At 60.8% G+C, this 22,159-nt stretch carries 28 protein-coding genes; 16 read left to right on the top strand and 12 right to left on the bottom strand.

Translation table 11 applies throughout. From position 1 onward, the window contains the following. Nucleotides 1–9 precede the first annotated feature (9 nt). Nucleotides 10–522 carry a formaldehyde-activating enzyme gene (gene fae, locus ACXX9E_RS17175; RefSeq protein ID WP_008043405.1) on the bottom strand — a complete coding sequence of 171 codons (513 nt, stop codon included), beginning with the start codon at nucleotides 520–522 and terminating at the stop codon, nucleotides 10–12. Between the two features lie 304 nt (nucleotides 523–826). Then, nucleotides 827–1,162 carry a hypothetical protein gene (locus ACXX9E_RS17170; protein ID WP_128615806.1) on the bottom strand — a complete coding sequence of 112 codons (336 nt, stop codon included), beginning with the start codon at nucleotides 1,160–1,162 and terminating at the stop codon, nucleotides 827–829. A 185-nt stretch (nucleotides 1,163–1,347) separates the two neighbouring features. Between ACXX9E_RS17170 and ACXX9E_RS17165 the strand changes: the two genes are divergently transcribed. Further along, a complete protein-coding gene (locus tag ACXX9E_RS17165) occupies nucleotides 1,348–1,587 on the top strand; it encodes a hypothetical protein (RefSeq protein WP_123467847.1) in 240 nt (79 codons plus the stop codon). A gap of 64 nt (nucleotides 1,588–1,651) precedes the next feature. Here ACXX9E_RS17165 and ACXX9E_RS17160 read toward each other — a convergent pair whose 3' ends face one another. Next, a complete protein-coding gene (locus ACXX9E_RS17160) occupies nucleotides 1,652–1,849 on the bottom strand; it encodes a DUF2188 domain-containing protein (RefSeq protein WP_123467845.1) in 198 nt (65 codons plus the stop codon). Between the two features lie 224 nt (nucleotides 1,850–2,073). Between ACXX9E_RS17160 and ACXX9E_RS17155 the strand changes: the two genes are divergently transcribed. Further along, complete coding sequence (locus ACXX9E_RS17155; RefSeq protein ID WP_123467843.1) at nucleotides 2,074–2,436, top strand: NUDIX hydrolase; 363 nt, start codon at nucleotides 2,074–2,076, stop codon at nucleotides 2,434–2,436. Between the two features lie 4 nt (nucleotides 2,437–2,440). Here ACXX9E_RS17155 and ACXX9E_RS17150 read toward each other — a convergent pair whose 3' ends face one another. After that, complete coding sequence (locus ACXX9E_RS17150; protein ID WP_123467841.1) at nucleotides 2,441–2,683, bottom strand: DUF1652 domain-containing protein; 243 nt, start codon at nucleotides 2,681–2,683, stop codon at nucleotides 2,441–2,443. Between the two features lie 185 nt (nucleotides 2,684–2,868). Then, nucleotides 2,869–3,816 (bottom strand): ABC transporter substrate-binding protein, encoded by a 948-nt coding sequence (locus tag ACXX9E_RS17145; protein WP_128615803.1) that lies wholly within the window; start codon nucleotides 3,814–3,816, stop codon nucleotides 2,869–2,871. A gap of 295 nt (nucleotides 3,817–4,111) precedes the next feature. Here ACXX9E_RS17145 and ACXX9E_RS17140 point away from each other — a divergent pair, with 295 nt between their 5' ends. From ACXX9E_RS17140 to ACXX9E_RS17125, 4 genes are all read left to right on the top strand, one after another. Beyond that, the gene (locus ACXX9E_RS17140; RefSeq protein WP_458555777.1) at nucleotides 4,112–5,095 is read left to right on the top strand and encodes an aliphatic sulfonate ABC transporter substrate-binding protein; all 984 of its coding nucleotides are present in this window, start codon (nucleotides 4,112–4,114) and stop codon (nucleotides 5,093–5,095) included. 60 nt (nucleotides 5,096–5,155) lie between these two features. Then, nucleotides 5,156–5,998 carry an ABC transporter permease gene (locus ACXX9E_RS17135; protein ID WP_123467835.1) on the top strand — a complete coding sequence of 281 codons (843 nt, stop codon included), beginning with the start codon at nucleotides 5,156–5,158 and terminating at the stop codon, nucleotides 5,996–5,998. A gap of 47 nt (nucleotides 5,999–6,045) precedes the next feature. Continuing rightward, nucleotides 6,046–6,726: an SOS response-associated peptidase family protein gene (locus ACXX9E_RS17130; RefSeq protein WP_458555776.1), complete on the top strand. Its 681-nt coding sequence runs from the start codon at nucleotides 6,046–6,048 to the stop codon at nucleotides 6,724–6,726. A gap of 276 nt (nucleotides 6,727–7,002) precedes the next feature. Further along, nucleotides 7,003–7,275, top strand: coding sequence for a hypothetical protein (locus tag ACXX9E_RS17125; RefSeq protein ID WP_123467831.1), 273 nt, complete (start codon nucleotides 7,003–7,005; stop codon nucleotides 7,273–7,275). A 55-nt stretch (nucleotides 7,276–7,330) separates the two neighbouring features. On the opposite strand, the gene ACXX9E_RS17120 is transcribed toward ACXX9E_RS17125, so the two are convergent. The 3 genes from ACXX9E_RS17120 to ACXX9E_RS17110 all read right to left on the bottom strand — a co-directional run bounded on the left by ACXX9E_RS17120 (nucleotide 7,331) and on the right by ACXX9E_RS17110 (nucleotide 8,550). Further along, a complete protein-coding gene (locus tag ACXX9E_RS17120) occupies nucleotides 7,331–7,477 on the bottom strand; it encodes a hypothetical protein (protein ID WP_185015821.1) in 147 nt (48 codons plus the stop codon). A gap of 63 nt (nucleotides 7,478–7,540) precedes the next feature. Continuing rightward, entirely contained in the window at nucleotides 7,541–7,852 is a 312-nt protein-coding gene (locus ACXX9E_RS17115) for an AzlD domain-containing protein (protein ID WP_177490661.1), read from the bottom strand. Beyond that, nucleotides 7,852–8,550, bottom strand: coding sequence for an AzlC family ABC transporter permease (locus ACXX9E_RS17110; RefSeq protein WP_458555775.1), 699 nt, complete (start codon nucleotides 8,548–8,550; stop codon nucleotides 7,852–7,854). The genes ACXX9E_RS17115 and ACXX9E_RS17110 overlap by 1 nt, the downstream gene beginning before the upstream one ends. A gap of 141 nt (nucleotides 8,551–8,691) precedes the next feature. Between ACXX9E_RS17110 and ACXX9E_RS17105 the strand changes: the two genes are divergently transcribed. Then, nucleotides 8,692–9,078, top strand: a complete 387-nt coding sequence (locus ACXX9E_RS17105) for a DUF2784 domain-containing protein (protein ID WP_123467825.1) — start codon at nucleotides 8,692–8,694, stop codon at nucleotides 9,076–9,078. On the opposite strand, the gene ACXX9E_RS17100 is transcribed toward ACXX9E_RS17105, so the two are convergent. Continuing rightward, nucleotides 9,075–9,602, bottom strand: a complete 528-nt coding sequence (locus ACXX9E_RS17100; RefSeq protein WP_458555774.1) for a DUF3087 domain-containing protein — start codon at nucleotides 9,600–9,602, stop codon at nucleotides 9,075–9,077. The two genes, ACXX9E_RS17105 and ACXX9E_RS17100, sit on opposite strands and share 4 nt — an antisense overlap. 222 nt (nucleotides 9,603–9,824) lie before the next feature. Here ACXX9E_RS17100 and ppnN point away from each other — a divergent pair, with 222 nt between their 5' ends. After that, nucleotides 9,825–11,198 carry a nucleotide 5'-monophosphate nucleosidase PpnN gene (gene ppnN / locus ACXX9E_RS17095; protein ID WP_267795360.1) on the top strand — a complete coding sequence of 458 codons (1,374 nt, stop codon included), beginning with the start codon at nucleotides 9,825–9,827 and terminating at the stop codon, nucleotides 11,196–11,198. Between the two features lie 240 nt (nucleotides 11,199–11,438). Further along, nucleotides 11,439–12,173: a substrate-binding periplasmic protein gene (locus tag ACXX9E_RS17090; protein WP_458555773.1), complete on the top strand. Its 735-nt coding sequence runs from the start codon at nucleotides 11,439–11,441 to the stop codon at nucleotides 12,171–12,173. A 131-nt stretch (nucleotides 12,174–12,304) separates the two neighbouring features. Here ACXX9E_RS17090 and ACXX9E_RS17085 read toward each other — a convergent pair whose 3' ends face one another. Both ACXX9E_RS17085 and ACXX9E_RS17080 read right to left on the bottom strand, forming a co-directional pair. Continuing rightward, nucleotides 12,305–13,699, bottom strand: a complete 1,395-nt coding sequence (locus tag ACXX9E_RS17085; RefSeq protein WP_458555772.1) for an FAD/NAD(P)-binding protein — start codon at nucleotides 13,697–13,699, stop codon at nucleotides 12,305–12,307. Continuing rightward, complete coding sequence (locus tag ACXX9E_RS17080; RefSeq protein ID WP_123467815.1) at nucleotides 13,700–14,263, bottom strand: helix-turn-helix domain-containing protein; 564 nt, start codon at nucleotides 14,261–14,263, stop codon at nucleotides 13,700–13,702. It lies immediately after the preceding gene. A gap of 85 nt (nucleotides 14,264–14,348) precedes the next feature. Between ACXX9E_RS17080 and ACXX9E_RS17075 the strand changes: the two genes are divergently transcribed. The 7 genes from ACXX9E_RS17075 (at nucleotide 14,349) to ACXX9E_RS17045 (ending at nucleotide 21,588) form a co-directional block, all read left to right on the top strand. Further along, nucleotides 14,349–15,284 (top strand): DMT family transporter, encoded by a 936-nt coding sequence (locus tag ACXX9E_RS17075; RefSeq protein ID WP_123467813.1) that lies wholly within the window; start codon nucleotides 14,349–14,351, stop codon nucleotides 15,282–15,284. A 246-nt stretch (nucleotides 15,285–15,530) separates the two neighbouring features. Continuing rightward, complete coding sequence (locus ACXX9E_RS17070) at nucleotides 15,531–18,449, top strand: monovalent cation/H+ antiporter subunit A (protein WP_267795368.1); 2,919 nt, start codon at nucleotides 15,531–15,533, stop codon at nucleotides 18,447–18,449. Further along, a complete protein-coding gene (locus tag ACXX9E_RS17065; protein ID WP_008085854.1) occupies nucleotides 18,449–18,793 on the top strand; it encodes a Na+/H+ antiporter subunit C in 345 nt (114 codons plus the stop codon). The genes ACXX9E_RS17070 and ACXX9E_RS17065 overlap by 1 nt, the downstream gene beginning before the upstream one ends. Continuing rightward, a complete protein-coding gene (locus ACXX9E_RS17060) occupies nucleotides 18,790–20,469 on the top strand; it encodes a monovalent cation/H+ antiporter subunit D (protein ID WP_458555771.1) in 1,680 nt (559 codons plus the stop codon). The genes ACXX9E_RS17065 and ACXX9E_RS17060 overlap by 4 nt, the downstream gene beginning before the upstream one ends. Further along, complete coding sequence (locus ACXX9E_RS17055; protein WP_123467807.1) at nucleotides 20,466–20,954, top strand: Na+/H+ antiporter subunit E; 489 nt, start codon at nucleotides 20,466–20,468, stop codon at nucleotides 20,952–20,954. The genes ACXX9E_RS17060 and ACXX9E_RS17055 overlap by 4 nt, the downstream gene beginning before the upstream one ends. Next, the gene (locus ACXX9E_RS17050) at nucleotides 20,951–21,229 is read left to right on the top strand and encodes a K+/H+ antiporter subunit F (protein WP_123467805.1); all 279 of its coding nucleotides are present in this window, start codon (nucleotides 20,951–20,953) and stop codon (nucleotides 21,227–21,229) included. Before ACXX9E_RS17055 ends, ACXX9E_RS17050 begins: the two co-directional genes overlap by 4 nt. After that, nucleotides 21,226–21,588: a Na+/H+ antiporter subunit G gene (locus ACXX9E_RS17045; protein WP_222833149.1), complete on the top strand. Its 363-nt coding sequence runs from the start codon at nucleotides 21,226–21,228 to the stop codon at nucleotides 21,586–21,588. The genes ACXX9E_RS17050 and ACXX9E_RS17045 overlap by 4 nt, the downstream gene beginning before the upstream one ends. A gap of 123 nt (nucleotides 21,589–21,711) precedes the next feature. Here the strand turns inward: ACXX9E_RS17045 and ACXX9E_RS17040 are convergent, their stop codons facing one another. Then, nucleotides 21,712–22,152 (bottom strand): DUF3995 domain-containing protein, encoded by a 441-nt coding sequence (locus tag ACXX9E_RS17040; RefSeq protein WP_186747234.1) that lies wholly within the window; start codon nucleotides 22,150–22,152, stop codon nucleotides 21,712–21,714. Between the last annotated feature and the right edge of the window lie 7 nt (nucleotides 22,153–22,159).

Genomic DNA, 22,159 nt, shown 5'->3' with positions numbered 1-22,159 from the left:
GCGCGGACCTCAGGCTTTTGGCGTGTAGAAAGGATTGCTGATGTGGTTGACCACATCGGCCAGTTGCGCGGTTTCCGGCTTGCCGGTCAGGGCGGCGCGGATCGCGGTGCGGCAGGCGTTGTAGTTGTTCAAATAGACCGCATCGAGGTCGTCGCAGGCCGGATTGACCCAGTTGGCGGTAACGATCGCCCACTCGTCTTCGGCTTCCGGCGGCAAGGTGCCGTCGAGCAGCGCTTCAAGCACGGCTTTGGCAATCCCGGCCTGCGACGCGCCCCAGGTGGCGTTGCCGTGCAAGTCGCTGCTGATTGCAGCCTTGTTCACATACAGAGTCATCGGCTTGACCGGGATGTTCGGCTGGGCGATCACCATGAACGGGCAATGGCCCTGGCTCGGCGACGCGAGGCTGTTGGCAAACGCCTGCCCGGCCGGGCCGTTGCGCGGGCCGATCAGGATATTGATGTGCGCGGCGTTCACGCCCGGGCCTTCGAAACCTTCACCGATGTACAGGTCGAGTTCTTTCATCAGTCATTACTCTTTTGCGCTACGAGGGATGGTCGATCGCTCACACGGGCCGAATGGCCGGTGCGCTCAATAACAGGCGTGGGGAGGTGCGGCGGGAGAAAAGGGGCATGGCTGCAAACGCTCTCTGGTTGTTATTGATGAGCTGTGTTTGCGATTTTTTAACACCGGGGCTGGCGGTGCCTGTAACCATTAAAAATCATGGGGCCATGAGTTTTGGTCATAGCCCTGGATGCGCATTCCGACAGGCGAAAAAAAAGCAGAAACCGTTGATACGGTTTCTGCTTTTTTTGCACCCGAAATGCCCTTAAAGGCAATCGCGCACCGATTTGCGCAACGATCCGGACTTGGCCCACGGCGGCCCCTGATACAACGAAACCCGGCTGCCGTCCTTGTACTTGACGATATCGAGAATCTCGTCGGCCGTGATCACGCTGGGCGCGGTGATGCGATAACCATTGGATATCGAAGTCTGCGCGGTCTTGGCGACATCCTGTTGCCACAACGGTAATACGCACGCGGCATAGTCCTTGGGGGGCTTGGCACTGGTCTTGCTGATATTCGGCTCTCCCGGCACCAGCGATGCCGGCAACGAACAACCCGCCAACATGGCCAACGCCAACCCCCCGATCCATATCCGCATGGTGTATCCCTGTTCTGAAAAAAAGTGAATGTAACGTGTAACCGGGTACACATCCATCGTGGCACTGCGCCCGCGATGGCGTTTGGACAATTTTTTACATCCATCAGTCCAATGGCAGGCGGGCCTTGCCCCACAGACAAGAAATGCGACTACTCTGTTTTACCGAGAATGTTCTGGAGGTGATCATGCGGCTCAATGAATACGAACACGAACTTCAGCGCGACCTGCAAAGCGTTGCATCGGATCTGCGCTGGTCGGCAGTTGACCTCAAGCGCATCGCTGAACTGTTGCGCAAATCCGGCAACGAGGCGGACGCGCAAACGGTACTGAGATCCTGCGAGGTCCTGCAAAGCGATGAGGAGCGGTTGCAACTGTATGCCAAGGAAGTGAAGGCCCGCGCCATCAGCCGAACCAAAGTGCACTGACACCGCTCGTCTGCCCCCGCAAACAAAAGCCCCGGCAAACCGGGGCTCTTTCATTACTCACGCTTCAACTGGCCGTGTGACTCTGCACACGCACCGCGCGTTTTTTGTAGCCGGGCAGTGCAGCGGCATACGCCAGCGCTTCCTCTTTGCTGCCAAATGACGCCAGCCGATCGCCTTGCGTGCACACCCGCCACGGACCGTTGTTCACGCTGAGCACGTCGTAACCGTTCATGTGCATCCTGTTCAACATTGGAGTGCTCATGGGGTACCTCCCTTTTCGCTAACAGTGGATCCAGCTTCACCGGCTCACCTTACACCCTGATCCGTACGAGAGGCCGACCGGGCGTCGCGACATTTGCCTGTCAAGGTACAGGCACTTTTCGCGCAAAACGTGTATCCAACGTCCGACGGAACCTTTAAAACCGGGCCCGGCTCAAATATTGCAGTTTAGTTTCATTTTTATTTCAGCCCCAAAACAGGTAACAGATGAAAGTACGCGCCACCGTCATTTGCGAACAGGACCGCCATGTGCTCCTGGTACGCAAGCCCCGCTGCCGCTGGACATTGCCCGGGGGCAAAGTCGAGCCAGGGGAAACCCGGGCAGAAGCTGCCACGCGCGAATTGCAGGAAGAAACCGGACTGGATGCTGACGACATGTTGTATGTCATGGAACTGCACAGCGGCAGCACCCAGCATCACGTCTACGAAGCGTCAGTGACGAATATCGAACGGTTGCGCCCGCAAAACGAAATCATCGATTGCATCTGGCATCCGCTGGACGCCGTGCAGAACCTCAGCACCAGTGACGCGACGCTGCGCATCGTGCAGGCATTTCAACGGCGTTTATGAAGGTTTAACCGGCGAACGCCCGGCGCCCGGCGCTCATTTCCGTGCGCAACTCGCCGATGAAGTTGGACAGGTCGCGGATCGTCACGAGATGTTCCGGGGACACACCATTGAGTAGCAGTTCGACACGGCCGCTGTCCGGTTCATACACCTTGATCTGCAGCAGGCCCTGCGCAGTGGGAACGCAATCGCACTTCAACGCAGGAAAGCCGGATTCGACAATCCGGCAAATATCGGCGATGGCCAGCATGGGAGGACGCCTCGCAGGCGATGAGTCGGTCGACCCGTTCAGCATAGATGAGCCCTGTGTGTCGCGCCCGATACAAAATGCCAACCGGGTCACATCTTCCAGTCACATCCTCAGTGGGCGTCATGATCCCCGATCCAGCCCCAAATGCCCGGCAGTGCGAGCCGGGTTTGGTCGCGCGGCTCGTTTCAATGCGTCAGCGCCTGCTGAAAGGATGTGTCGATGATCCCGGCAGTGGCCAGCGGTGCCGGCAGCGCCTTGACCTTGAACAGAAAGTCCGCGGTGCTTTGCAGATCGGCGGCTGCCTGCTGATCGACCGGACCGACGCTCATGTGCGCCTGACGCAACCAGTGCCGTGAAACCGCCTGATCGAGATTGGCTTTCTTCGCCCACAGATCGGCGTACTCATCGGTGTGGCTGTCGACCCAGGCCCGCGCCTGCTTCAAACGCCCGAGAAAATCGGCGATCGCTTCGCGCTTGCTGTCGATTGAAGGGGCAGACGCGGCGATGGCACTCAAGCCCGGCATCAGGTTTTTCGCGGTCAGAATCGGCCGCGCACCGGAAAATACAATCTGTTGCGAAATGTACGGTTCCCACACCGGGAAGGCGTCGATGCTGCCCTGTGGCAAAGCGGCAGCGGCATCAATGGGCATCAGTTTGACGAAATCGACGTAGTTTTCCGGCAAGCCGCCCTGCTCCAGCGCACGCAGGGTCAATTGCTGGCTCCAGGCGCCAGGCCAATAGGCGACCTTCTTGCCTTTTAGATCAGCGATGGTGTGTACCGGTGAATCCTTTGGCACGAGCAGCGCGATGGTGTCGGGGTTCTGCCGCGAAACGCCGATCAGCTTCACCGGCGCCTGTTTCGCGGCCAGAAACAGAAAGCCCGAATCCCCCAGAAACCCGAGGTCCAGCGACCCGGTCTGCAAGGCCTCGGCGAGCGGCGCGGCGGCCTGGAAATGTTTCCAGTCAACGCTGTAAGGCGCACCTTTCAACACGCCGGACGCTTCTATCGAGGCGCGGATGTTGTAGTAATTCTGGTCGCCGACATGCAGGACCAGAGGTTCGGCAGCGTAAGACAGTGGCGAGACGAACAGCGCAGCAGTCAGCGCGGTGCGTAGGAAACGGGAAAGCTTCATGACGAGTCCTGCAAAGGGGATTTGCATAGACCATAACGCTCTTAACAAAAGCTTTTAAAATTCGATTAATGCATAAGCTCATCACCGTTGATCTGGACTGTTGGCCGCGCAACAGTGCCGCGCCACACTGTTCTTCAGGCAACACTTCCAACCTTGCAAAGCGCCGAAAAACCCTTGTAATCCGGGCAGTCCGCACACATGGCACAGAGCCTGCAATATTCCATTGATGCAGGAAGCATTCGATAAAAATATCTTTTTGGACATAAGCAACTTGTGCCTTTGCCGGAGCGCTCCCATGAAATCGTTGTTGCCGTTTCCCCGCCTTAAAACGTTGCTCGCCGCCGGCGCCCTGGTTCTGGGCCTGCAACCGCTGGCTCACGCCGAAACCGCGCCGGCGCAAGTCCATCTCGACTACGCCTACTACTCGCCCGTCAGCCTGGTGCTGAAACACTTCGGCTTCCTCGAAAAAGCCCTGCCGGACACCCAAGTCAGCTGGGTGCTGAGCCAGGGCAGCAACCGCTCGCTGGAATACCTCAATAGCGGTGGCGTCGATTTCGCGTCCAGCGCCAGCCTCGCCGCCGTGCTGAGTCGCGCCAACGGCAGCCCGATCAAATCGGTGTACGTTTACAGCCGTGCGGAATGGACCGCGCTGGTGGTGCGCAAAGACTCGCCTTACCAATCCATCGCCGACCTCAAAGGCAAGAAAATTGCCGCGACCAAAGGCACCGACCCGTACCTGTTTACCCTGCGCAGCCTGCAACAGGCCGGGCTGAACAAGGACGATGTGGAACTGGTGCATCTGCAACATCCGGACGGTCGGACCGCCCTGGAAAAAGGCGACGTCGATGCCTGGGCCGGCCTCGATCCGCACATGGCCGCCAGTCAGGTGCAGGCCGGTTCGCGCCTGCTGTACCGCAACCCGGCGTTCAACAGCTATGGCGTGGTCAGTGTCACTGAGGCATACGCCAAGGACCATCCGCAGACCATCGCCACGGTGATCAAGGCTTACGAGCAGGCGCGCGACTGGGCGCTGAAAAATCCTGACCAGTTCGCCGCCCTCCTCGCCAAAGAGTCCGGTCTATCGCTGGATGTGGCCAGACTGCAGCTGTCGCGCACTGACCTGAGCAGCCCGCAACTGACCGCCAACGATGTGCTCGCCTCCAAGTCCGCCGCACCGATTCTGGTGTCCGAAGAACTGGTGCGACGTGGCGTCAACGTCGATCAGGTCATCGACCAGTTGCTCGACAGTGGTGTGCAGCAAGCCGTCGCCCGCCAGTAATCGACCAGACTCACGGCCAATCCGCGCGCGTCGCGGATTGGCCGTGTGCGGAGCCAAATCATGTCCCGTTACAGCAAAGCGTTGTCCGCGCCACTCACCGTGGCGCGCAAACGCACGCCTGCCATTCATCCTGCATGGCAACGCCGACTCAAAGGCCTGACCTTGCCGCTGTTGATCATCGTCGCCCTGGAAATCATCGTGCGTAGCGGCTGGTTGCCGTCCCACCAGATGCCAGCGCCGAGCGAGATCGCCCTGACCCTCACCGACCTCGCCGAGGGCGCCTTGTGGAAACACATCGCTGCGAGCCTGATTCGCGTGCTGCTGGGTTTCGCCATCGGCGCCAGCCTGGCGCTGGTGTTTGCCGCGTGGGTCGGTTTGAGCCGCGAGGCCGAGGCGTATCTGGAACCGACCTTCGCCGCGCTCCGCGCCATTCCAAGCCTGGCCTGGGTGCCGTTGTTGCTGCTGTGGCTGGGCATCGACGAGACGTCGAAAATTGTCTTGATCGCCATCGGCGCGTTCTTTCCGGTATACGCCAATGGCGTCGCGGCCATCCGCAACATTGATCGTAAATGGGTCGAGGTCGGGCGCATCTATGGTTTCAGCCGCTGGCAACTGGTGCGACGGATTCTGCTGCCCGCCGCCCTGCCCGGGCTGTTCACCGGGTTGCGCAGCGGCATGAGTCTGGCGTGGATGTTTCTGGTCGCCGCCGAATTGATTGCGGCGACCAAAGGCCTGGGTTATCTGCTCAGTGACGGGCGCGAAACCTCGCGCCCGGACATCGTGCTGGCGGCCATCATCGTCCTGGCGTCGCTCGGTAAACTCAGCGATGGCGTGCTCGCCGTCATCGAACGACGCTGGCTGATCTGGCGCGACACGTTCACCGGTCAGGACGCAAGGGATTGAGTCCGCAACAGCGACTAAGCTGACAGCTCCAGCCGGAGATTCAGCCGATGTGCGGACGACTCTCGCAGTACCGCGGTATCCACGATTTCGTGGCGGTGTTGAGCATTCCCGATGCGCTGCTCAATCATGTTGGCGACGCACCATTGAATCGCTACAACGCCGCGCCGACCACGTCGCTGGCCGTGCTGCATCAGCATGAACGACGGTTATATGCCGACAATCTGCGCTGGGGCTGGCGCCCGCACTGGGCCAGGGATCGCGCCGCGCCGATCAATGCGCGGGTGGAGAAAGTCGCGCACGGCCCGTTCTTCCGGGCGATCTGGCGCCATCGGCTGATCGTACCGGTGGACAACTGGTTTGAATGGGTCGACGCAGCGGACAACACCCGACAACCATGGCTGATCCGTCGGGCAGACCGCTCAGCGGTATTCTGCGCGGCCATCGGTCAGTTTCCGACAGCGGATCGCGAGCCGCGAGACGACGATGGTTTCGTGATCATCACCGCCGACAGCAAGGGCGGTATGCTCGATATCCACGATCGTCGCCCGGTGGTATTCAGCGCAGCACTGGCAAACGAATGGCTCGACCCTGCCACACCTGGCGAACGCGCCGAACAGATGCTGCTGTTCGAAGGCGAAGGCAGCGAAATGTTCGAATGGCACAAGGTCGACAAGGCCGTCGGCAACGCGCGCAACCAGGGCGCCAGCCTCATCACCGCAATCCCGTAAACATCCCCCGCCTCCACCCGTTATCTATGACGCTGCCGAAGGCTGCGCCTTCGGGTGACGCAGGATCGTTACAGAGGGTGTTTCATCGCTGAAACAGAGCGAAAAACAGACGTTTGAGCGAACTAACCGCCTGTCTGACATTTCACTCGTCATACATACATTTAGAGGCACTACGGATAGCATGCGCGCCGCATTTCCGATTGGCATACCAGTTGACTAAATAGTCAACAAATCAGGAATTCCCTACAACTTTTACAAACCTTGCAGAGAAATAAGTTGCGCGACGATTTTGCAATCAAACAGGTCAGCGGCCTGGAGTGTATTTATCTGTCGATGACAGAACGCTTTGAACTCGACTGTTTTATCGGCCACTACATCAAGACCCGAAACCTGCGTGCCGTGCCCGACATCGAACGCCTCCTGCGCACCACCCTCGAAAGGTATCCCGGCCATCCGCCGGTGATGGTCAACGAGCTCAATGCGTGGATCGACCGAACCTTGGGCTATCGGGCTTCACACCCCGATTTCACGCAGGTGGACGATCTCTGAAACAACGAAAAAGCCCCGCTTGTATGCTTGTGCGGGGCTTTTTCAGGGCAAACGATCAGAACTTGCGGTCGGGGTCCGACAGCTCTCTGCCATCGTCGTGTTTCCAGGTTTGTTCCTTGTGTTTTTCCCGCTCGATTTCTTCTTGCGTGGGCTCGTCGGTTTCTTCTTCATCCGCTTCCGGATGCTTTTGCTCAGTCGCCATGCGCACCTCCTGTCACAAGTAAAAGGTCATCCTGAAAGCGTAGAACAGTTTTCATCCGGCAACTTACAGCCACCAACGCAACAGAAAAAAGAACGCCATGCTCAATAGCATGCTCAGTAAAGTATTGCGGGTGTAGATGACCAAGGCGATCGCCACCAGCGAACTAAGCAAATACGGATTATCCCACTGCAGATTCAGCTGTTTTTCCGGCATGAACACGATCGGCCCGCAGATCGCCGTGAGCATCCCCGGCACCGCAAAACCGAGAAACTGCCGGGCATTGCTGCTCAAGCGCAAGGGCAACCGCGGCTCAAGAAACACATAGCGATTGAGAAACACCAGAATCCCCATGCCGACAATCACTGCCCAAACCATCATGTGCGCCCCCGATACAGTTTGTTGCAGATAAACCCCGCGGTCATGCCCGCCAACCCCGACAACACCAGCGCCGAGCCCCATTGCCAGTAGCTGAACAACACCGAGCAGAACAACGAGACCGCCACACACACCACTGTCGGGACATTGCGCACCACCGGGGTGATCAAGGCGATGAAGGTCGCAGCAATCGAGAAGTCCAGGCCCAGATGTTCAAGGCCTGGAATGCTGCTGCCCAGAACGATACCGGCCAGCGTGAACAGGTTCCACGCAAGGTAAAACGTCAGGCCGACACCGAGTGCATACCAGCGATTGAACTGCTGCCGGTCATGCTGACTGGTCAGGGCAAAGAGTTCGTCGGTGAGCAAGAAGCCCAGGCCGATGCGCCAGCGCCCCGGCAGCGGCGCAATCACCGAACGCATGCTCATGCCGTACAACAAATGTTGCGACGTGAGCAGCAGCGTGGTCAGCAGAATCGAGAACATCCCGGCACCGCCCTTGAGCATGCCGATCGCCACCAATTGCGCGGCACCGGCGAACACGATGCTCGACAGGCCCTGCCCTTGCAGCGGCGTGAGATTGGCTTCGATCGCCATGGAGCCGGCCAGCAGCCCCCACGGTGCGGTCGCCAGCGATAACGGCATGATCGCCACCGCGCCGCGAAGAAAGGCACTGCGCGGCATGAGTGAGTCAGACATAACGCTCTTCATCCGGAAAACAGCCGCTGACTCTGCCAGCGAAGCGGTGTTAATGGCTTGAACAATCTTGCGCACTTACCGCCGATTTTCACCCTGAGCGGCGTAACATACGGCCATTCGCAAACGCGTCAGGGAGACGACATGCTGTATCGAATCGCAGCCGACGGGCTGGTGCTGTTTCATTTGTCCTTCATTCTGTTCGTGCTGTTCGGCGGGCTGCTGGTGCTCAAGTGGCCACGCTTGATGTGGCTGCACCTGCCGGCCGCGGCCTGGGGCGTGGCGGTCGAAGTGTTGCACCTGACCTGTCCGCTGACCTACTGGGAAAACCTGATGCGCCACGCCGCCGGGCAAACCGAATACGCCGGCGGCTTCATCGAGCATTACATCTGGCCGATCATTTACCCGGCCGGGCTGACGCCGCAGATCCAGCTGGCACTCGGCAGCGTGGTGCTGGTGGTCAATCTGTTGGTTTACGGACGCGCGATCCGTCAGTGGAAACTGCGCCGCACCAGCCGGATACCGTTTTAGCGGGAGGCGGGTTTCAACGCTTCGAGCCAGGCCGGATCCAGGCGCTTCTGGTCAAGCTCCAGACCCAGCGCCTGCATCCGTTCCTTGTGTGCTTCGACTTCCCGCTGCAACTGCGCATGATCGCTGGAGTTACCGTCCAGTTCGTGCATCTGGGTCAACCCCAGATGATAGAAACGCAGCACCTTCATCGCCGCCGGATCATTCTGCGCCACCGCCGCCGTCACCTGGTGCATCACGTTGGTCACGCTCATCAGACTGCGCTTGAGCCGCCAGCTATAGACCGCCGGCGCCATCCACGCCTGATGCCAGAACTGCCCGCGCAACAACGCCGCCGTCAGCAGAAACGCGACGAACACCCCGCCGACATTAAAGCGCAGATTATCTCCGCCAGCTTCGCCGAACAGCGCCACCGCCGCCGTGGAAAACCCCATCGCCAGCACCAGGAACAGCGCGGCGATGATGATCGTGCTGCGGCGGGTCTGCTGGCGAAACGTTGCTGCATCCATCGGCTGAATCTCGAACATCAGGCATGACTTCCTTGAGCGATAAAAAGGGCAACGGAAAAAACTCGCTGCGCATTATCGCCTCTACGCGCGATTTAGCTATGCTGGGGGCCCTTTTCATCTTTTCAGCGTCCAACGGGGACATGGCGGTACCGCGCAGATCGTGCCATCTTCATTCATGGATACACACTATTCGGATGCCATCCGCCTGGTTCGGGATGACATCGTTTTAAGGATCATTGCATGACCCAACGACACGTAATCAATGCCTCGGTCAGCCCGAAAGGCAGCCTGGAAACCCTTTCTCAACGTGAAGTTCAACAACTGAGCGAAGCCGGATCCGGCAGCACCTACACCCTCTTCCGCCAGTGCGCCCTGGCCATTCTCAACACCGGCGCCCATGTCGATAACGCCAAGACCATCCTTGAAGCCTACAAGGACTTCGAAATCCGCATTCACCAGCAGGATCGTGGCGTGCGCCTCGAATTGCTGAACGCTCCGGCCGACGCCTTCGTCGACGGCGAAATGATCGCCAGCACCCGCGAGATGCTGTTCAGCGCCCTGCGTGACATCGTCTACACCGAGAACGAACTCGACAGCCAACGCATCGACCTCAGCACCTCGCAAGGCATCAGCGACTACGTCTTCCACCTGCTGCGCAATGCGCGCACCCTGCGCCCAGGCGTGGAGCCGAAAATCGTCGTCTGCTGGGGCGGGCACTCGATCAACACCGAAGAATACAAGTACACCAAGAAAGTCGGCCACGAACTGGGCCTGCGCAGCCTTGACATCTGCACCGGTTGCGGCCCCGGCGTGATGAAAGGCCCAATGAAAGGCGCGACCATCGCCCATGCCAAACAGCGCATCCACGGCGGGCGCTACCTCGGTCTGACCGAGCCGGGCATCATCGCCGCCGAAGCGCCGAACCCGATCGTCAACGAACTGGTGATCCTGCCGGACATCGAGAAACGTCTGGAAGCGTTCGTCCGTGTCGGCCACGGCATCATCATCTTCCCGGGCGGCGCCGGGACCGCCGAAGAGTTCCTCTATCTGCTGGGCATCCTGATGCACCCGGACAACGCCGGTTTGCCATTCCCGGTGATCCTGACCGGGCCGAAACATGCCGCACCGTATCTGGAGCAACTCGACGCCTTCGTCATCGCAACCCTGGGCGAAGCGGCGAAACAGCACTACGAAATCATCATCGACGACCCGGCTGAAGTGGCGCGGCAGATGACTCAGGGCCTGAAAGCCGTGAAGCAGTTCCGCCGCGAGCGCAACGACGCGTTCCACTTCAACTGGCTGCTGAAAATCGACGAAGGCTTCCAGCGCCCGTTCGATCCAACCCACGAAAACATGGCCAACCTGAAACTGCACCGCGACCAGCCACCGCACGAACTGGCAGCCAACCTGCGCCGGGCGTTCTCCGGCATCGTCGCCGGCAACGTCAAGGACAAGGGCATTCGCCTGATCGAAGAACACGGGCCGTACCAGATCCGCGGTGACGCGGCGATCATGCAACCGCTCGATCTGCTGCTCAAAGCCTTCGTCGCTCAGCACCGGATGAAACTGCCGGGCGGCGCGGCGTATGTGCCGTGCTATCGCGTGGTGGCGTAACCCTCACCGCTGATGCGACTCCCTGTGGGAGCCCGCCTGCTGGCGATAGGGTCATCAGATTCAACATCATTGTTGACTGATAATCCGCTATCGCCAGCAGGCGGGCTCCCACAGTTGTTTCAGGGTGAACCCGACGCTGCCAATCCGCCTTTATTTCTGACACAAAAGCCCCGTACTTTCCTCACGACAGCCAGCCTCGGCCCGTACTAAGCTTCGCGATCAATTTTTCAGGGACGAGTCATGAAACGGATTGCCGCATATTTGCTTTCAATGTTGGCTCAGACGGCCAATGCGGCGGATCTGCAATTGCTCACCGACTACCACCCGCCTCTGCATTTTCAACAAGGCGAGCAGTTAGTCGGCTTTGGCGTAGATATCGTGCGCGCACTGGCTAAAACAACCGGTGATCAGATCCATCTCCAACAAGTCCCGCTGCTCCGCGCGCTGCGTATGGCTAGCGACACCCCGGACACCGGCGTCTTCACCGTATTGCGCACCGACGAACGCGACAATCGCTACCAGTGGGTCGGGCCGCTGATCGAAGTGGAGACTGCGCTCTATGCGCAGGACACTCGCCAACCACGTGTACGCAGCCTGCACGAGGCCGACCGGGCGGGCCGCATCACCGTGCCGCGCAAGTGGCTGGTCTACAGCTATTTGCAGAGGCAGGACCTGAACAATCTTTATGGCGTGGAAACCCCGGAGCAAATGATGCGGCTGTTCAGTCTGGGGCGGACTGACTTCGTGGTGACTGACACGCTGTCCTTTGCGTCCCTTGCCCGCGAACAGGGCATGGAGCCCGGGCGCTTGCAGTACCAGATCCCGTTGATGAAAAAAGACACTTACATCGCCTTCTCGCTGCAAACCGACCCGCGTCAGGTTGCGCGTTGGCAGCGGGCGCTGGACAGCTTGCGCGCCGATGGCCGCCTTGAGCAGATTCGCCAGCGCTGGCTGGTGGGGGCATTGCCGAGATGATCATCGGTTGAGCGGGCCCCATCGCTGGCAAGCCAGGCTCCCACAGATTGCGCAGTGCCAGCAAAATTGTCGCCCTACCTCGGCCCCTATAGCAGTTGGCTTGCCAGCGATGGGGCCGTAAGCGAACAAGCTCAAATCACCAGACGCGCCGCCAACGCCTTGGCCTGCGACGCCACATCCGTCACCGCCGTGCTCTCCCACCACATCCCGCGCAACGGCGGCCCCATGGCGAACAGACGACGCGCCTTGCCCCCCTCTGCGTCCAGCACCGCACCATCTGTTGCCGCCGCAATCCCCAACGCCAACGGCCCCGGCTGCACCAGCCCACGTGCCAGCAGTTGCTGCGGCAGCGGTCGCGCCACCCGCCGCCAGTCATACTCGATGCCACTGGAGTTGATCAGCGCCGCCCCCTGCACCGCACAGGTTTCAGTTTCGCCACGACGCCGGATACGAATACTCACCCCGGCGTTCGCAGTCGGCTCAAGCCCCTTGAACGATGCGGCATGAATCCGTAAACGCCCTTCATCACGCAACCGCTCAACCAACTCGGCACTCAGCGGCGGCGAACGATGGTGATGACTTTCCCACCACGGCCGCACATGCCGTACGAATTGTCGACGTTGCACGTCAGTCGCCTGACTCCACAAACGTGCAATGTGAGCGCGAACCGTGTCCAGTGGTGCCTGCCAGTCAACGCCTTGGGCGATGGCATCCCGACAATGCCGACGCAGTTCGCGCAGCAGCTGTCGCGGGGTACGAATGCTGTAATCCGCAGCCAGGAAATCCATCCACGCTGGCGGTTGCCGCCGCACATGGGGCAGTAGCCCGTGACGGGAGAACACTTCGATCGGCCCACGATGCCCGGCCTGTTCCAGCGACACCACGGCATCGACCATGGTCAGGCCAGAGCCGATGATCAGCACGGTCGAGTGTGGATCGAGCAAGCGCATGGCATTCACGTCCCACGGATCGAGCGCGGCGGCATTGAGGCCGCTGGAGTGCTTTTGCGGCGTGCGCGCAGCCGGGAACATGCCGGTCGCCAGAACCGCAAAGGCGCCGCTCACCTGTCGACCGTCGTGCAACGTCAGTTGCACCGAGTCGGCGTCCGCCTGCAAATCGACGACCTCCGCGCACAGGTGCACGACGCTCGAGCCATGTTGCGCACCGATACTCCGGGCCTCGGCCAGACGCTGTTGCACATACACGCCAAACAACCCGCGCGGCGGGAACAGCTCGCTGACCGGCACGGCCTGCGCGGCAGACTCCGGCCAGCCACCGCCGGCAATATGTGCGCTGAGCCACTGGGTCAAGTCATCGGGATTGTCCGGGTCAACGCTCATTCGCGCCGCGTTACCGTTGAGCGTATGGCCCGGTTCGACCGCGCTGTACGCTTCACCCCGGCCAAGCTCGGCACGCGGCTCGACGATCAGGATGCTGCGCGGCCCAGGCAAGCGCAGCAGTTGCACCGCCAGCATCGTGCCACTGAGGCCGCCGCCGATGATCAGGATATCCGCGCTCTGCGTCATTCAAATCACCACATTGCGTACAAACCACGCCGCTACGTCGCCGTCATTGCGATAGCTGTGCGGCTGGTTGCTGGCAAACATGAAAAACTCACCCTTGTTGATCTGCTGCCGTTGCTCACCGAGCATCAGTGTCAGGCAGCCTTCGAACACATAAATCTGCTCGCTCCAGCCATCGGCGTCCGGTTGCGAGGGGTAGACCTCGCCGGGTTGCAGGCACCATTCCCATTGCTCGACTTCACGGGTCGCGGTGGCTTTGGACAGCAGCACGGCCTTGCTTCCCGGCATCACGCCGGCCCAAGCCACTTCATTGATGCGGCTCGGATCGCGGGCGTCGGGCGCCTGAATCAAGTCACTGAAGGCGACGTCGAGGGCTTCGGCCACCCGGTCGAGAGTGGTCAGACTGACATTCTTCTCGCCGGCCTCGATCGCCACCAGCATCCGCCGACTGACGCCGGACTTTTCCGCCAACGCCGTCTGACTCATGTCCGCCGCGTGACGCAGACGCCGAACGTTCTGGCTGACGTGTTGAAGGACGGACGTTCTTTGGCTGGAATCTTTGTGCACTATATTGCTCACTCGGTGGGGTTGGGCAGTATACTGCGCAACGTTAGGCGCATTGTGCGTCCTCTTTTTTACAGTGCGCAAGGTCATGACGACAGTGAACGGTTCTTCCCCCCCTCTTCGCTTCTCCCGCTTCAGCAAGGCCGAGTGCGTGCTGGTGCTGATCACCATGGTCTGGGGCGGCACTTTCCTGCTGGTGCAGCACGCCATGACCGTCAGCGGCCCGATGTTTTTCGTCGGCCTGCGCTTTGCGGCGGCCGCGTGCATTGTCGCCGCGTTTTCCTGGCGGCATCTGCGTGCACTGACTCTGTTCGAACTCCGGGCCGGCGCCTTCATCGGCGTGGCGATCATGCTCGGTTATGGTTTGCAGACGGTCGGTTTGCAAACCATCCCGAGCAGTCAGTCGGCGTTCATCACCGCGTTGTACGTGCCGTTCGTGCCGCTGTTGCAATGGCTGGTCCTCGGGCGGCGGCCGGGGCTGATGCCGAGCATCGGCATCATGCTGGCGTTTACCGGGTTGATGCTGCTGTCGGGGCCGTCCGGCGCCTCGTTGAATTTCAGTTCCGGTGAAATCGTCACGCTGATCAGCGCCATCGCCATTGCGGCCGAAATCATTCTGATCAGCACCTATGCCGGTCAGGTTGATGTGCGTCGCGTGACCGTGGTGCAACTGGCGACGACGTCGGTGCTGTCGTTCCTGATGGTGGTGCCGACCGGCGAGATGCTTCCGGATTTCTCCTGGACCCTACTGGTCACCGCGCTGGGACTGGGCGCCGCCAGTGCGGCGATTCAGGTGGCGATGAACTGGGCGCAGAAGAGTGTTTCGCCGACTCGGGCCACGTTGATCTATGCCGGTGAACCCGTGTGGGCCGGTATCGTCGGGCGGATTGCCGGGGAGCGGTTGCCGGCAATTGCGCTGGTGGGCGCAGGATTGATTGTCGCGGCGGTGATTGTCAGTGAGTTGAAGACTAAGGGTAAGGCCGCAGAAACCGATGTTGAGCTGCAGCGAGAAACGCAGGGCTGATCGGCAATACCTTCAGCGCCTGCGCCAACGCTTTCGCGAGCAAGCTCGCTCCCACACTGGAATGTATTTCAAATGTGGGAGCGAGCTTGCTCGCGAAAAGGCCATCTGCCACACCTTCCCTTGGCTTGAAATAACGCCAAACACAAATTTTGAGTCTACTTTGTAGGATTCTGAGACATCCTGGCGTTTGGTGATCAGGGAGCTGGCACGTATGATGCTTCACAAACTTCCGCAGATTAGAAGCCTATGTCCCTGATAGTTCTACTGCTTCTGCCATTCATTGGCAGCTGTCTGGCAGCGGTGCTGCCACACAACGCGCGTAATACCGAATCCCTCCTGGCAGGCCTGGTCGCTTTGATCGGCACTGTCCAGGTCGCGATGTTGTACCCGCAAATTGCCCACGGCGGGGTGATCCGCGAAGAGTTCATGTGGCTGCCGAGCCTGGGCCTGAACTTCGTGCTGCGCATGGACGGCTTCGCCTGGCTGTTCTCGATACTGGTCCTGGGCATCGGCACCCTCGTCTCTTTATATGCCCGTTACTACATGTCACCGGATGACCCGGTGCCGCGTTTCTTCGCGTTTTTTCTGGCGTTCATGGGCGCCATGCTCGGCCTGGTGATTTCCGGCAACCTGATCCAGATCGTGTTTTTCTGGGAGTTGACCAGCCTTTTCTCGTTCCTGCTGATCGGTTACTGGCACCACCGCGCCGACGCCCGTCGCGGCGCCTACATGGCGCTGATGGTCACCGGGGCTGGCGGATTGTGCCTGCTGGCGGGGGTCATGATCCTCGGCCATGTCGTCGGCAGCTATGACCTGGACAAGGTCCTGGCCGCCGGCGATCAGATTCGCGCACATGCCCTCTACCCCATTCTGCTACCCCTCATCCTCATCGGCGCCCTCAGCAAAAGCGCGCAGTTTCCTTTCCACTTCTGGCTACCGCACGCCATGGCGGCGCCCACGCCGGTTTCGGCTTACCTGCACTCGGCGACCATGGTCAAGGCCGGGGTCTTTCTCCTCGCACGTCTGTGGCCGTCGCTGTCCGGCAGTGAGGAATGGTTCTACATCGTCAGCGGCGCCGGTGCGTGCACGCTGTTGCTCGGCGCGTATTGCGCGATGTTCCAGAACGACCTCAAAGGCCTGCTGGCCTACTCGACCATCAGCCACCTCGGCCTGATCACCCTGCTACTGGGCCTCAATAGCCCGCTGGCAGCGGTCGCGGCGGTGTTCCACATCCTCAACCACGCCACGTTCAAGGCCTCGCTGTTCATGGCCGCCGGCATCATCGACCACGAAAGCGGCACCCGCGATATCCGCAAACTCAGTGGCCTGATCAAACTGATTCCGTTCACCGCGACACTGGCGATGGTCGCCAGCGCCTCGATGGCCGGCGTGCCCTTGCTCAACGGCTTCCTGTCGAAAGAAATGTTCTTCGCCGAAACCGTGTTCATCAACGCCACGGCGTGGGTCGAGGCGGCGCTGCCGATTGTCGCGACCATCGCCGGTACGTTCAGCGTCGCCTACTCGCTGCGCTTTACGGTTGATGTGTTTTTCGGCCCGACCGCCACCGACCTGCCGCACACCCCGCACGAACCGCCGCGCTGGATGCGCGCGCCAGTAGAGTTGCTGGTCTTTACCTGCCTCGTCGTCGGCATCTTTCCCGCGCAAGTGGTCGGCCCGCTGCTCGCAGCGGCCGCCCTGCCGGTGGTTGGCGGCACGCTGCCGGAATACAGCCTGGCGATCTGGCACGGTCTGAATGCGCCGATGATCATGAGCCTAATCGCCATGTCCGGCGGCATCGTCGTCTACCTGTTGCTGCGCAACCAGCTCAAGCGCGGTCGCTTCAAATACCCGCCACTGATCGGTCGCTTCAACGGCAAGCGCCTGTTCGAACGCAGTCTGGTGGTGATGATGCGCATGGCTCGGCGCGTCGAACGTCGACTTGGCACCCGCCGCCTGCAAATGCAACTGTTCCTGATGGTATTGGCCGCGGTGCTCGCCGGCCTGATTCCGATGCTGCACAGCAGCCTGAGCTGGGGCGACCGGCCGAAGATTCCCGGCTCGATCGTCTTCGTGACCCTGTGGCTGCTGGCAATCGCCTGCGCCCTCGGCGCCGCGTGGCAGGCCAAGTACCACCGTCTCGCCGCCCTGACCATGGTCAGCGTCTGCGGCCTGATGACCTGCGTAACCTTCGTCTGGTTCTCGGCACCGGATCTGGCGCTGACACAACTGGCGGTCGAGGTCGTCACCACCGTATTGATCCTGCTGGGGCTGCGCTGGCTGCCACGCCGGATCGAAGAAGTCTCGCCACTGCCAAGCAGCCTGCGCAAAGCGCGCATTCGCCGCCTGCGCGACTTGCTGCTGTCGATTGCCGTGGGTGGCGGCATGGCGTTGCTCTCCTACGCCATGCTGACGCGCCAGACGCCGAACGACATCTCCTCGTTCTACCTCAGTCGTGCCATGCCCGAGGGCGGCGGCAGCAACGTGGTCAACGTGATGCTGGTGGACTTCCGTGGCTTCGACACCCTGGGCGAAATCACCGTGCTGGTCGCCGTGGCGCTGACCGTGTTCGCCCTGCTACGCCGCTTCCGCCCACCGAAAGAAAGCCTGCAGTTGCCGGCCCAGCAACGCCTGCTGGCGCCGGACGTGGTCACCGATCTGGTCAACCCGCGTTCGGCCAGCGACACCGCGCTCGGCTTCATGATGGTGCCGGCGGTGCTGGTGCGCCTGTTGCTGCCGATTGCGCTGGTGGTGTCGTGCTACCTGTTCATGCGCGGGCACAACCAGCCGGGCGGCGGATTTGTCGCCGGCCTGGTGATGTCGGTGGCGTTCATCCTGCAATACATGGTCGCCGGTACGCAGTGGGTCGAAGCGCAAATGAGCCTGCGCCCGTTGCGCTGGATGGGCACCGGCTTGTTGTTCGCCACCGCCACCGGGCTCGGTGCGATGGCCGTCGGTTATCCGTTCCTGACCACCCACACCTGGCATTTCACCTTGCCGTTGCTGGGCGATATCCATATCGCCAGTGCGCTGTTCTTTGATATCGGCGTGTATGCCGTGGTTGTCGGTTCGACGCTGTTGATCCTTACCGCCCTCGCCCACCAATCGGTACGCGGTCACAAGACTGCATCGCTGCCCAAGTCCGTCGCCAGCAAAGGAGCCGTCTGATGGAAGAAGTCATCGCAATCGCCATCGGCGTACTCGCCGCGTCTGGCGTCTGGCTGATCCTGCGGCCACGGACATTCCAGGTGGTGATGGGCCTGTGCCTGCTGTCGTACGCGGTCAACCTGTTCATCTTCAGCATGGGCAGCCTGTTCATCGGCAAGGAGCCGGTGATCAAGGACGGCGTCACCCAGGACTTGCTGCACTACACCGACCCGCTACCGCAAGCACTGGTCCTCACCGCGATCGTCATCAGCTTCGCCATGACCGCGCTGTTCCTCGTCGTGCTGTTGGCCTCGCGCGGCCTGACCGGTACCGACCACGTCGACGGCCGGGAGCCTAAAGAATGATGGCGATGACTCACCTGATCGCCGCGCCGATCCTGCTGCCGCTGCTGACCGCCGCCATCATGCTGATGCTTGGCGAGAAACACCGACCGCTGAAGGCGAAAATCAACCTGTTCTCCAGCCTCGTCGGGCTGTTCATTTCGGTGATGCTGCTGCAATGGACACAGACCACCGGCGTGCCCGGCTCCATCGGCGTGTACCTGCCGGGCAACTGGCAGGCACCGTTCGGCATTGTGCTGGTAGTCGATCGCCTGTCGGCACTGATGCTGGTGCTGACCGGGATCATCGGCATCAGCGCGCTGCTGTTTGCCATGGCCCGTTGGGACGGCGCCGGTTCGAGTTTCCACGCACTGTTCCAGATTCAATTGATGGGCCTGTACGGCGCATTCCTGACGGCGGATCTGTTCAACCTTTTCGTGTTCTTCGAAGTGTTGCTCGCCGCGTCTTATGGCCTGTTGCTACACGGCTCGGGCCGGGCTCGGGTGTCGTCGGGGCTGCATTACATCTCGATCAACCTGCTCGCCTCGTCGTTGTTCCTGATTGGCGCGGCGCTGATCTACGGCGTCACCGGCACATTGAACATGGCCGATCTGGCGCTGAAAATTCCGCTGGTATCGGAAGCCGACCGTGGCTTGCTGCACGCTGGCGCGGGGATTCTCGCGGTGGCGTTTCTGGCCAAGGCGGGCATGTGGCCGTTGAACTTCTGGCTGGTGCCGGCCTACTCCTCGGCCAGTGCGCCGGTGGCTGCCATGTTCGCGATCATGACCAAGGTCGGCGTCTACACCCTGCTACGCCTGTGGACACTGCTTTTCTCCGGCCAGGCCGGGGCCTCGGCCTTCTTCGGCGGCGACTGGCTGATCTACGGCGGCATGGCGACCATGGCTTGCGCGGGGCTGGCGATTCTTGCCGCGCAACGCCTGGAGCGCATGGCCAGCCTGAGCATTCTGGTGTCGGCGGGGATTCTGCTGTCGGCGGTGGGTTTCGCCCAGCCGAACCTGATCGGCGCCGCGCTGTTCTATCTGGTCAGCTCGACCCTGGCGCTGAGCGCGTTGTTCCTGCTCGCCGAGTTGATCGAGCGCTCGCGTTCGGCCAACGAAATTCCGCTGGAAGACGAAAGCGAACTGCTGCCACGTCCGCAGGAGTCCTTGCAGCCGCCCAAGGGCATCAACCTCGATGACGAGCAGAAAGCCGTGGTCGGTCAGGTCATCCCGTGGACCATGGCGTTCCTCGGCCTGAGCTTCATTGCCTGCGCGCTGCTGATCATCGGTATGCCACCGTTGTCCGGTTTCATTGGCAAACTCAATCTGATCGGCGCCTTGCTCAATCCGCTGGGGCTGGGCACGGACGCACCGATTTCCAATGCGGCGTGGGCGTTGCTGACGTTGTTGATCCTGTCCGGGCTGGCCTCGTTGATGGCGTTCTCGCGCCTTGGCATCCAGCGCTTCTGGACACCCGAGGAGCGCCCGTCGCCGCTGCTGCGCAAACTCGAATGCGCACCGATTTTCCTGCTGCTGGGGTTGAGCATCGCCCTGACTTTCAAGGCCGAACCGCTGCTGCGTTACACCCAGGCCACCGCCGACGCGCTGAACAATCCGCAGCAATACGTGATGGCCGTGCTCGGCACCCGCGCCGTGCCAAGCCCGGAAGCCAAAGCCGCGATGCTGGAGGTGCAGCCATGAAGCGCATTTTCCCGGCACCGTTGCTGTCACTGGCCCTGTGGGTGTTATGGCTGACGCTGAACCTGTCGGTCAGCCCGGGCAATCTGTTGCTTGGCGCAATACTGGGGTTCGCCGCGCCATTGATGATGCGCAAGTTGCGCCCGAAACCAGTACGCGTTCGCCGTCCGGGGACAATTCTGCGCCTGTTCCTGCTGGTCGGGCGTGACGTGATCATGTCCAACCTGATCGTTGCTTGGGGCGTACTCAACGCCGGTCGCCGCCCGCCCCGTTCACGTTTTATCAAGGTGCCGCTGGACTTGCGCGATGCCCATGGCCTGGCGGCGCTGGCAATGATCTGCACCGTGGTGCCCGGCACCGTGTGGTCAGAACTGGCGCTGGATCGCAGCATTCTGTTGCTGCACGTATGGGATCTGGATGACGAAGCGCAGTTCATCGAGCACTTCAAGCGCACTTACGAGCGGCCGCTGATGGAGATTTTCGAATGAGCCCGTTACTGTCGAACGCGATTCTGCTGACGTTGTTCCTGTTCTCGCTGGCCATGGTTTTGACCCTGGTGCGCCTGTTCAAGGGGCCGTCGGCGCAGGATCGAGTACTGGCCCTGGACTACTTGTACATCATCGCCATGCTGATGATGCTGACCCTCGGCATTCGTTATTCCAGTGACACTTACTTCGAAGCGGCGCTGCTGATTGCGCTGTTCGGCTTCGTCGGCTCGTTTGCCCTGGCGAAATTCCTGCTACGTGGCGAGGTGATCGAATGAATGCCGATTTGTCTTTATGGGTCGAGATCCCCGTGGCGATCCTGCTGGTGCTCAGCGGCGTGTTCGCGCTGATCGGTGCGACCGGATTATTGCGCATGAAGGATTACTTTCAGCGCATGCACCCGCCAGCCCTGGCCTCGACGCTGGGAGCGTGGTGCGTGGCATTGGCGTCGATCATTTGTTTTTCGGCATTGAAATCGGGGCCGGTGCTGCACGCCTGGCTGATTCCGGTGCTGTTGGCGATCACCGTACCGGTCACCACGTTGCTGCTGGCGCGGGCGGCGTTGTTCCGCAAGCGCATGGCCGGGGATGATGTGCCGGCCGAGGTCAGTAGCCGGCGCACCGAAAGCGGCAACTGAAGCTTTGTATTGTCTGCAATGACGCTATCGCGAGCAGGCTCACCACTACACTTGGAATGCGTTCCTCTGTAGGAGTGAACCTGCTCGCGATAGCGCTTTCCAGATCACCTAAAACCTCAAACCTCAAACCCAGGCCACCGCCAACAACCCCGCCCCTAGCGCCAGACACAACGGCGAATACACCCACGTATCCAGTCGCGCAAACCGTGAATCCTTCACCTCTTTGAAGAAGCCCACCAGATTCGAATCGCCAATTGCCCGGGCAAACATCAACAGCGCAATTGCACTGATTACCCATTGCAGCCAGCCGTCATGCACCGCCGGCATTCCCCAGCCGACGCGCATGCAGATGAGGCCGGCAATCGCCAATAACGCTGCCGCCACCAGCAGCGTGATCCAGCCTGAAGGCTCGAAGGCCGGTCGTACTGTCGCCACCAGCCCCTGCACGGGAATCTGTGGCACTGCGGCTACCGCCGCCCACTGCCCACCCAACGCCCAATACACATGCACCAGGCTGATGATTGCAAAAATCGTCACCAGCCACTGAGCCAATACGAAGGTCATGCTTGAG

The sequence above is a fragment of the Pseudomonas sp. GNP014 genome, assembly GCF_054344005.1.
Note: the sequence above shows the minus strand (reverse complement) of the source record. Positions and strands in the feature narration are given on the sequence as shown.

Coding starts and splice junctions, on each gene's coding strand:
- fae (WP_008043405.1), bottom strand. CDS start 522: ATGAAAGAACTCGACCTGTACATCGGTGAAGGTTTCGAAGGCCCGGGC.
- ACXX9E_RS17170 (WP_128615806.1), bottom strand. CDS start 1,162: ATGCGGATATGGATCGGGGGGTTGGCGTTGGCCATGTTGGCGGGTTGT.
- ACXX9E_RS17165 (WP_123467847.1), top strand. CDS start 1,348: ATGCGGCTCAATGAATACGAACACGAACTTCAGCGCGACCTGCAAAGC.
- ACXX9E_RS17160 (WP_123467845.1), bottom strand. CDS start 1,849: ATGAGCACTCCAATGTTGAACAGGATGCACATGAACGGTTACGACGTG.
- ACXX9E_RS17155 (WP_123467843.1), top strand. CDS start 2,074: ATGAAAGTACGCGCCACCGTCATTTGCGAACAGGACCGCCATGTGCTC.
- ACXX9E_RS17150 (WP_123467841.1), bottom strand. CDS start 2,683: ATGCTGGCCATCGCCGATATTTGCCGGATTGTCGAATCCGGCTTTCCT.
- ACXX9E_RS17145 (WP_128615803.1), bottom strand. CDS start 3,816: ATGAAGCTTTCCCGTTTCCTACGCACCGCGCTGACTGCTGCGCTGTTC.
- ACXX9E_RS17140 (WP_458555777.1), top strand. CDS start 4,112: ATGAAATCGTTGTTGCCGTTTCCCCGCCTTAAAACGTTGCTCGCCGCC.
- ACXX9E_RS17135 (WP_123467835.1), top strand. CDS start 5,156: ATGTCCCGTTACAGCAAAGCGTTGTCCGCGCCACTCACCGTGGCGCGC.
- ACXX9E_RS17130 (WP_458555776.1), top strand. CDS start 6,046: ATGTGCGGACGACTCTCGCAGTACCGCGGTATCCACGATTTCGTGGCG.
- ACXX9E_RS17120 (WP_185015821.1), bottom strand. CDS start 7,477: ATGGCGACTGAGCAAAAGCATCCGGAAGCGGATGAAGAAGAAACCGAC.
- ACXX9E_RS17115 (WP_177490661.1), bottom strand. CDS start 7,852: ATGGTTTGGGCAGTGATTGTCGGCATGGGGATTCTGGTGTTTCTCAAT.
- ACXX9E_RS17110 (WP_458555775.1), bottom strand. CDS start 8,550: ATGTCTGACTCACTCATGCCGCGCAGTGCCTTTCTTCGCGGCGCGGTG.
- ACXX9E_RS17105 (WP_123467825.1), top strand. CDS start 8,692: ATGCTGTATCGAATCGCAGCCGACGGGCTGGTGCTGTTTCATTTGTCC.
- ACXX9E_RS17100 (WP_458555774.1), bottom strand. CDS start 9,602: ATGTTCGAGATTCAGCCGATGGATGCAGCAACGTTTCGCCAGCAGACC.
- ppnN (WP_267795360.1), top strand. CDS start 9,825: ATGACCCAACGACACGTAATCAATGCCTCGGTCAGCCCGAAAGGCAGC.
- ACXX9E_RS17090 (WP_458555773.1), top strand. CDS start 11,439: ATGAAACGGATTGCCGCATATTTGCTTTCAATGTTGGCTCAGACGGCC.
- ACXX9E_RS17085 (WP_458555772.1), bottom strand. CDS start 13,699: ATGACGCAGAGCGCGGATATCCTGATCATCGGCGGCGGCCTCAGTGGC.
- ACXX9E_RS17075 (WP_123467813.1), top strand. CDS start 14,349: ATGACGACAGTGAACGGTTCTTCCCCCCCTCTTCGCTTCTCCCGCTTC.
- ACXX9E_RS17070 (WP_267795368.1), top strand. CDS start 15,531: ATGTCCCTGATAGTTCTACTGCTTCTGCCATTCATTGGCAGCTGTCTG.
- ACXX9E_RS17065 (WP_008085854.1), top strand. CDS start 18,449: ATGGAAGAAGTCATCGCAATCGCCATCGGCGTACTCGCCGCGTCTGGC.
- ACXX9E_RS17060 (WP_458555771.1), top strand. CDS start 18,790: ATGATGGCGATGACTCACCTGATCGCCGCGCCGATCCTGCTGCCGCTG.
- ACXX9E_RS17055 (WP_123467807.1), top strand. CDS start 20,466: ATGAAGCGCATTTTCCCGGCACCGTTGCTGTCACTGGCCCTGTGGGTG.
- ACXX9E_RS17050 (WP_123467805.1), top strand. CDS start 20,951: ATGAGCCCGTTACTGTCGAACGCGATTCTGCTGACGTTGTTCCTGTTC.
- ACXX9E_RS17045 (WP_222833149.1), top strand. CDS start 21,226: ATGAATGCCGATTTGTCTTTATGGGTCGAGATCCCCGTGGCGATCCTG.
- ACXX9E_RS17040 (WP_186747234.1), bottom strand. CDS start 22,152: ATGACCTTCGTATTGGCTCAGTGGCTGGTGACGATTTTTGCAATCATC.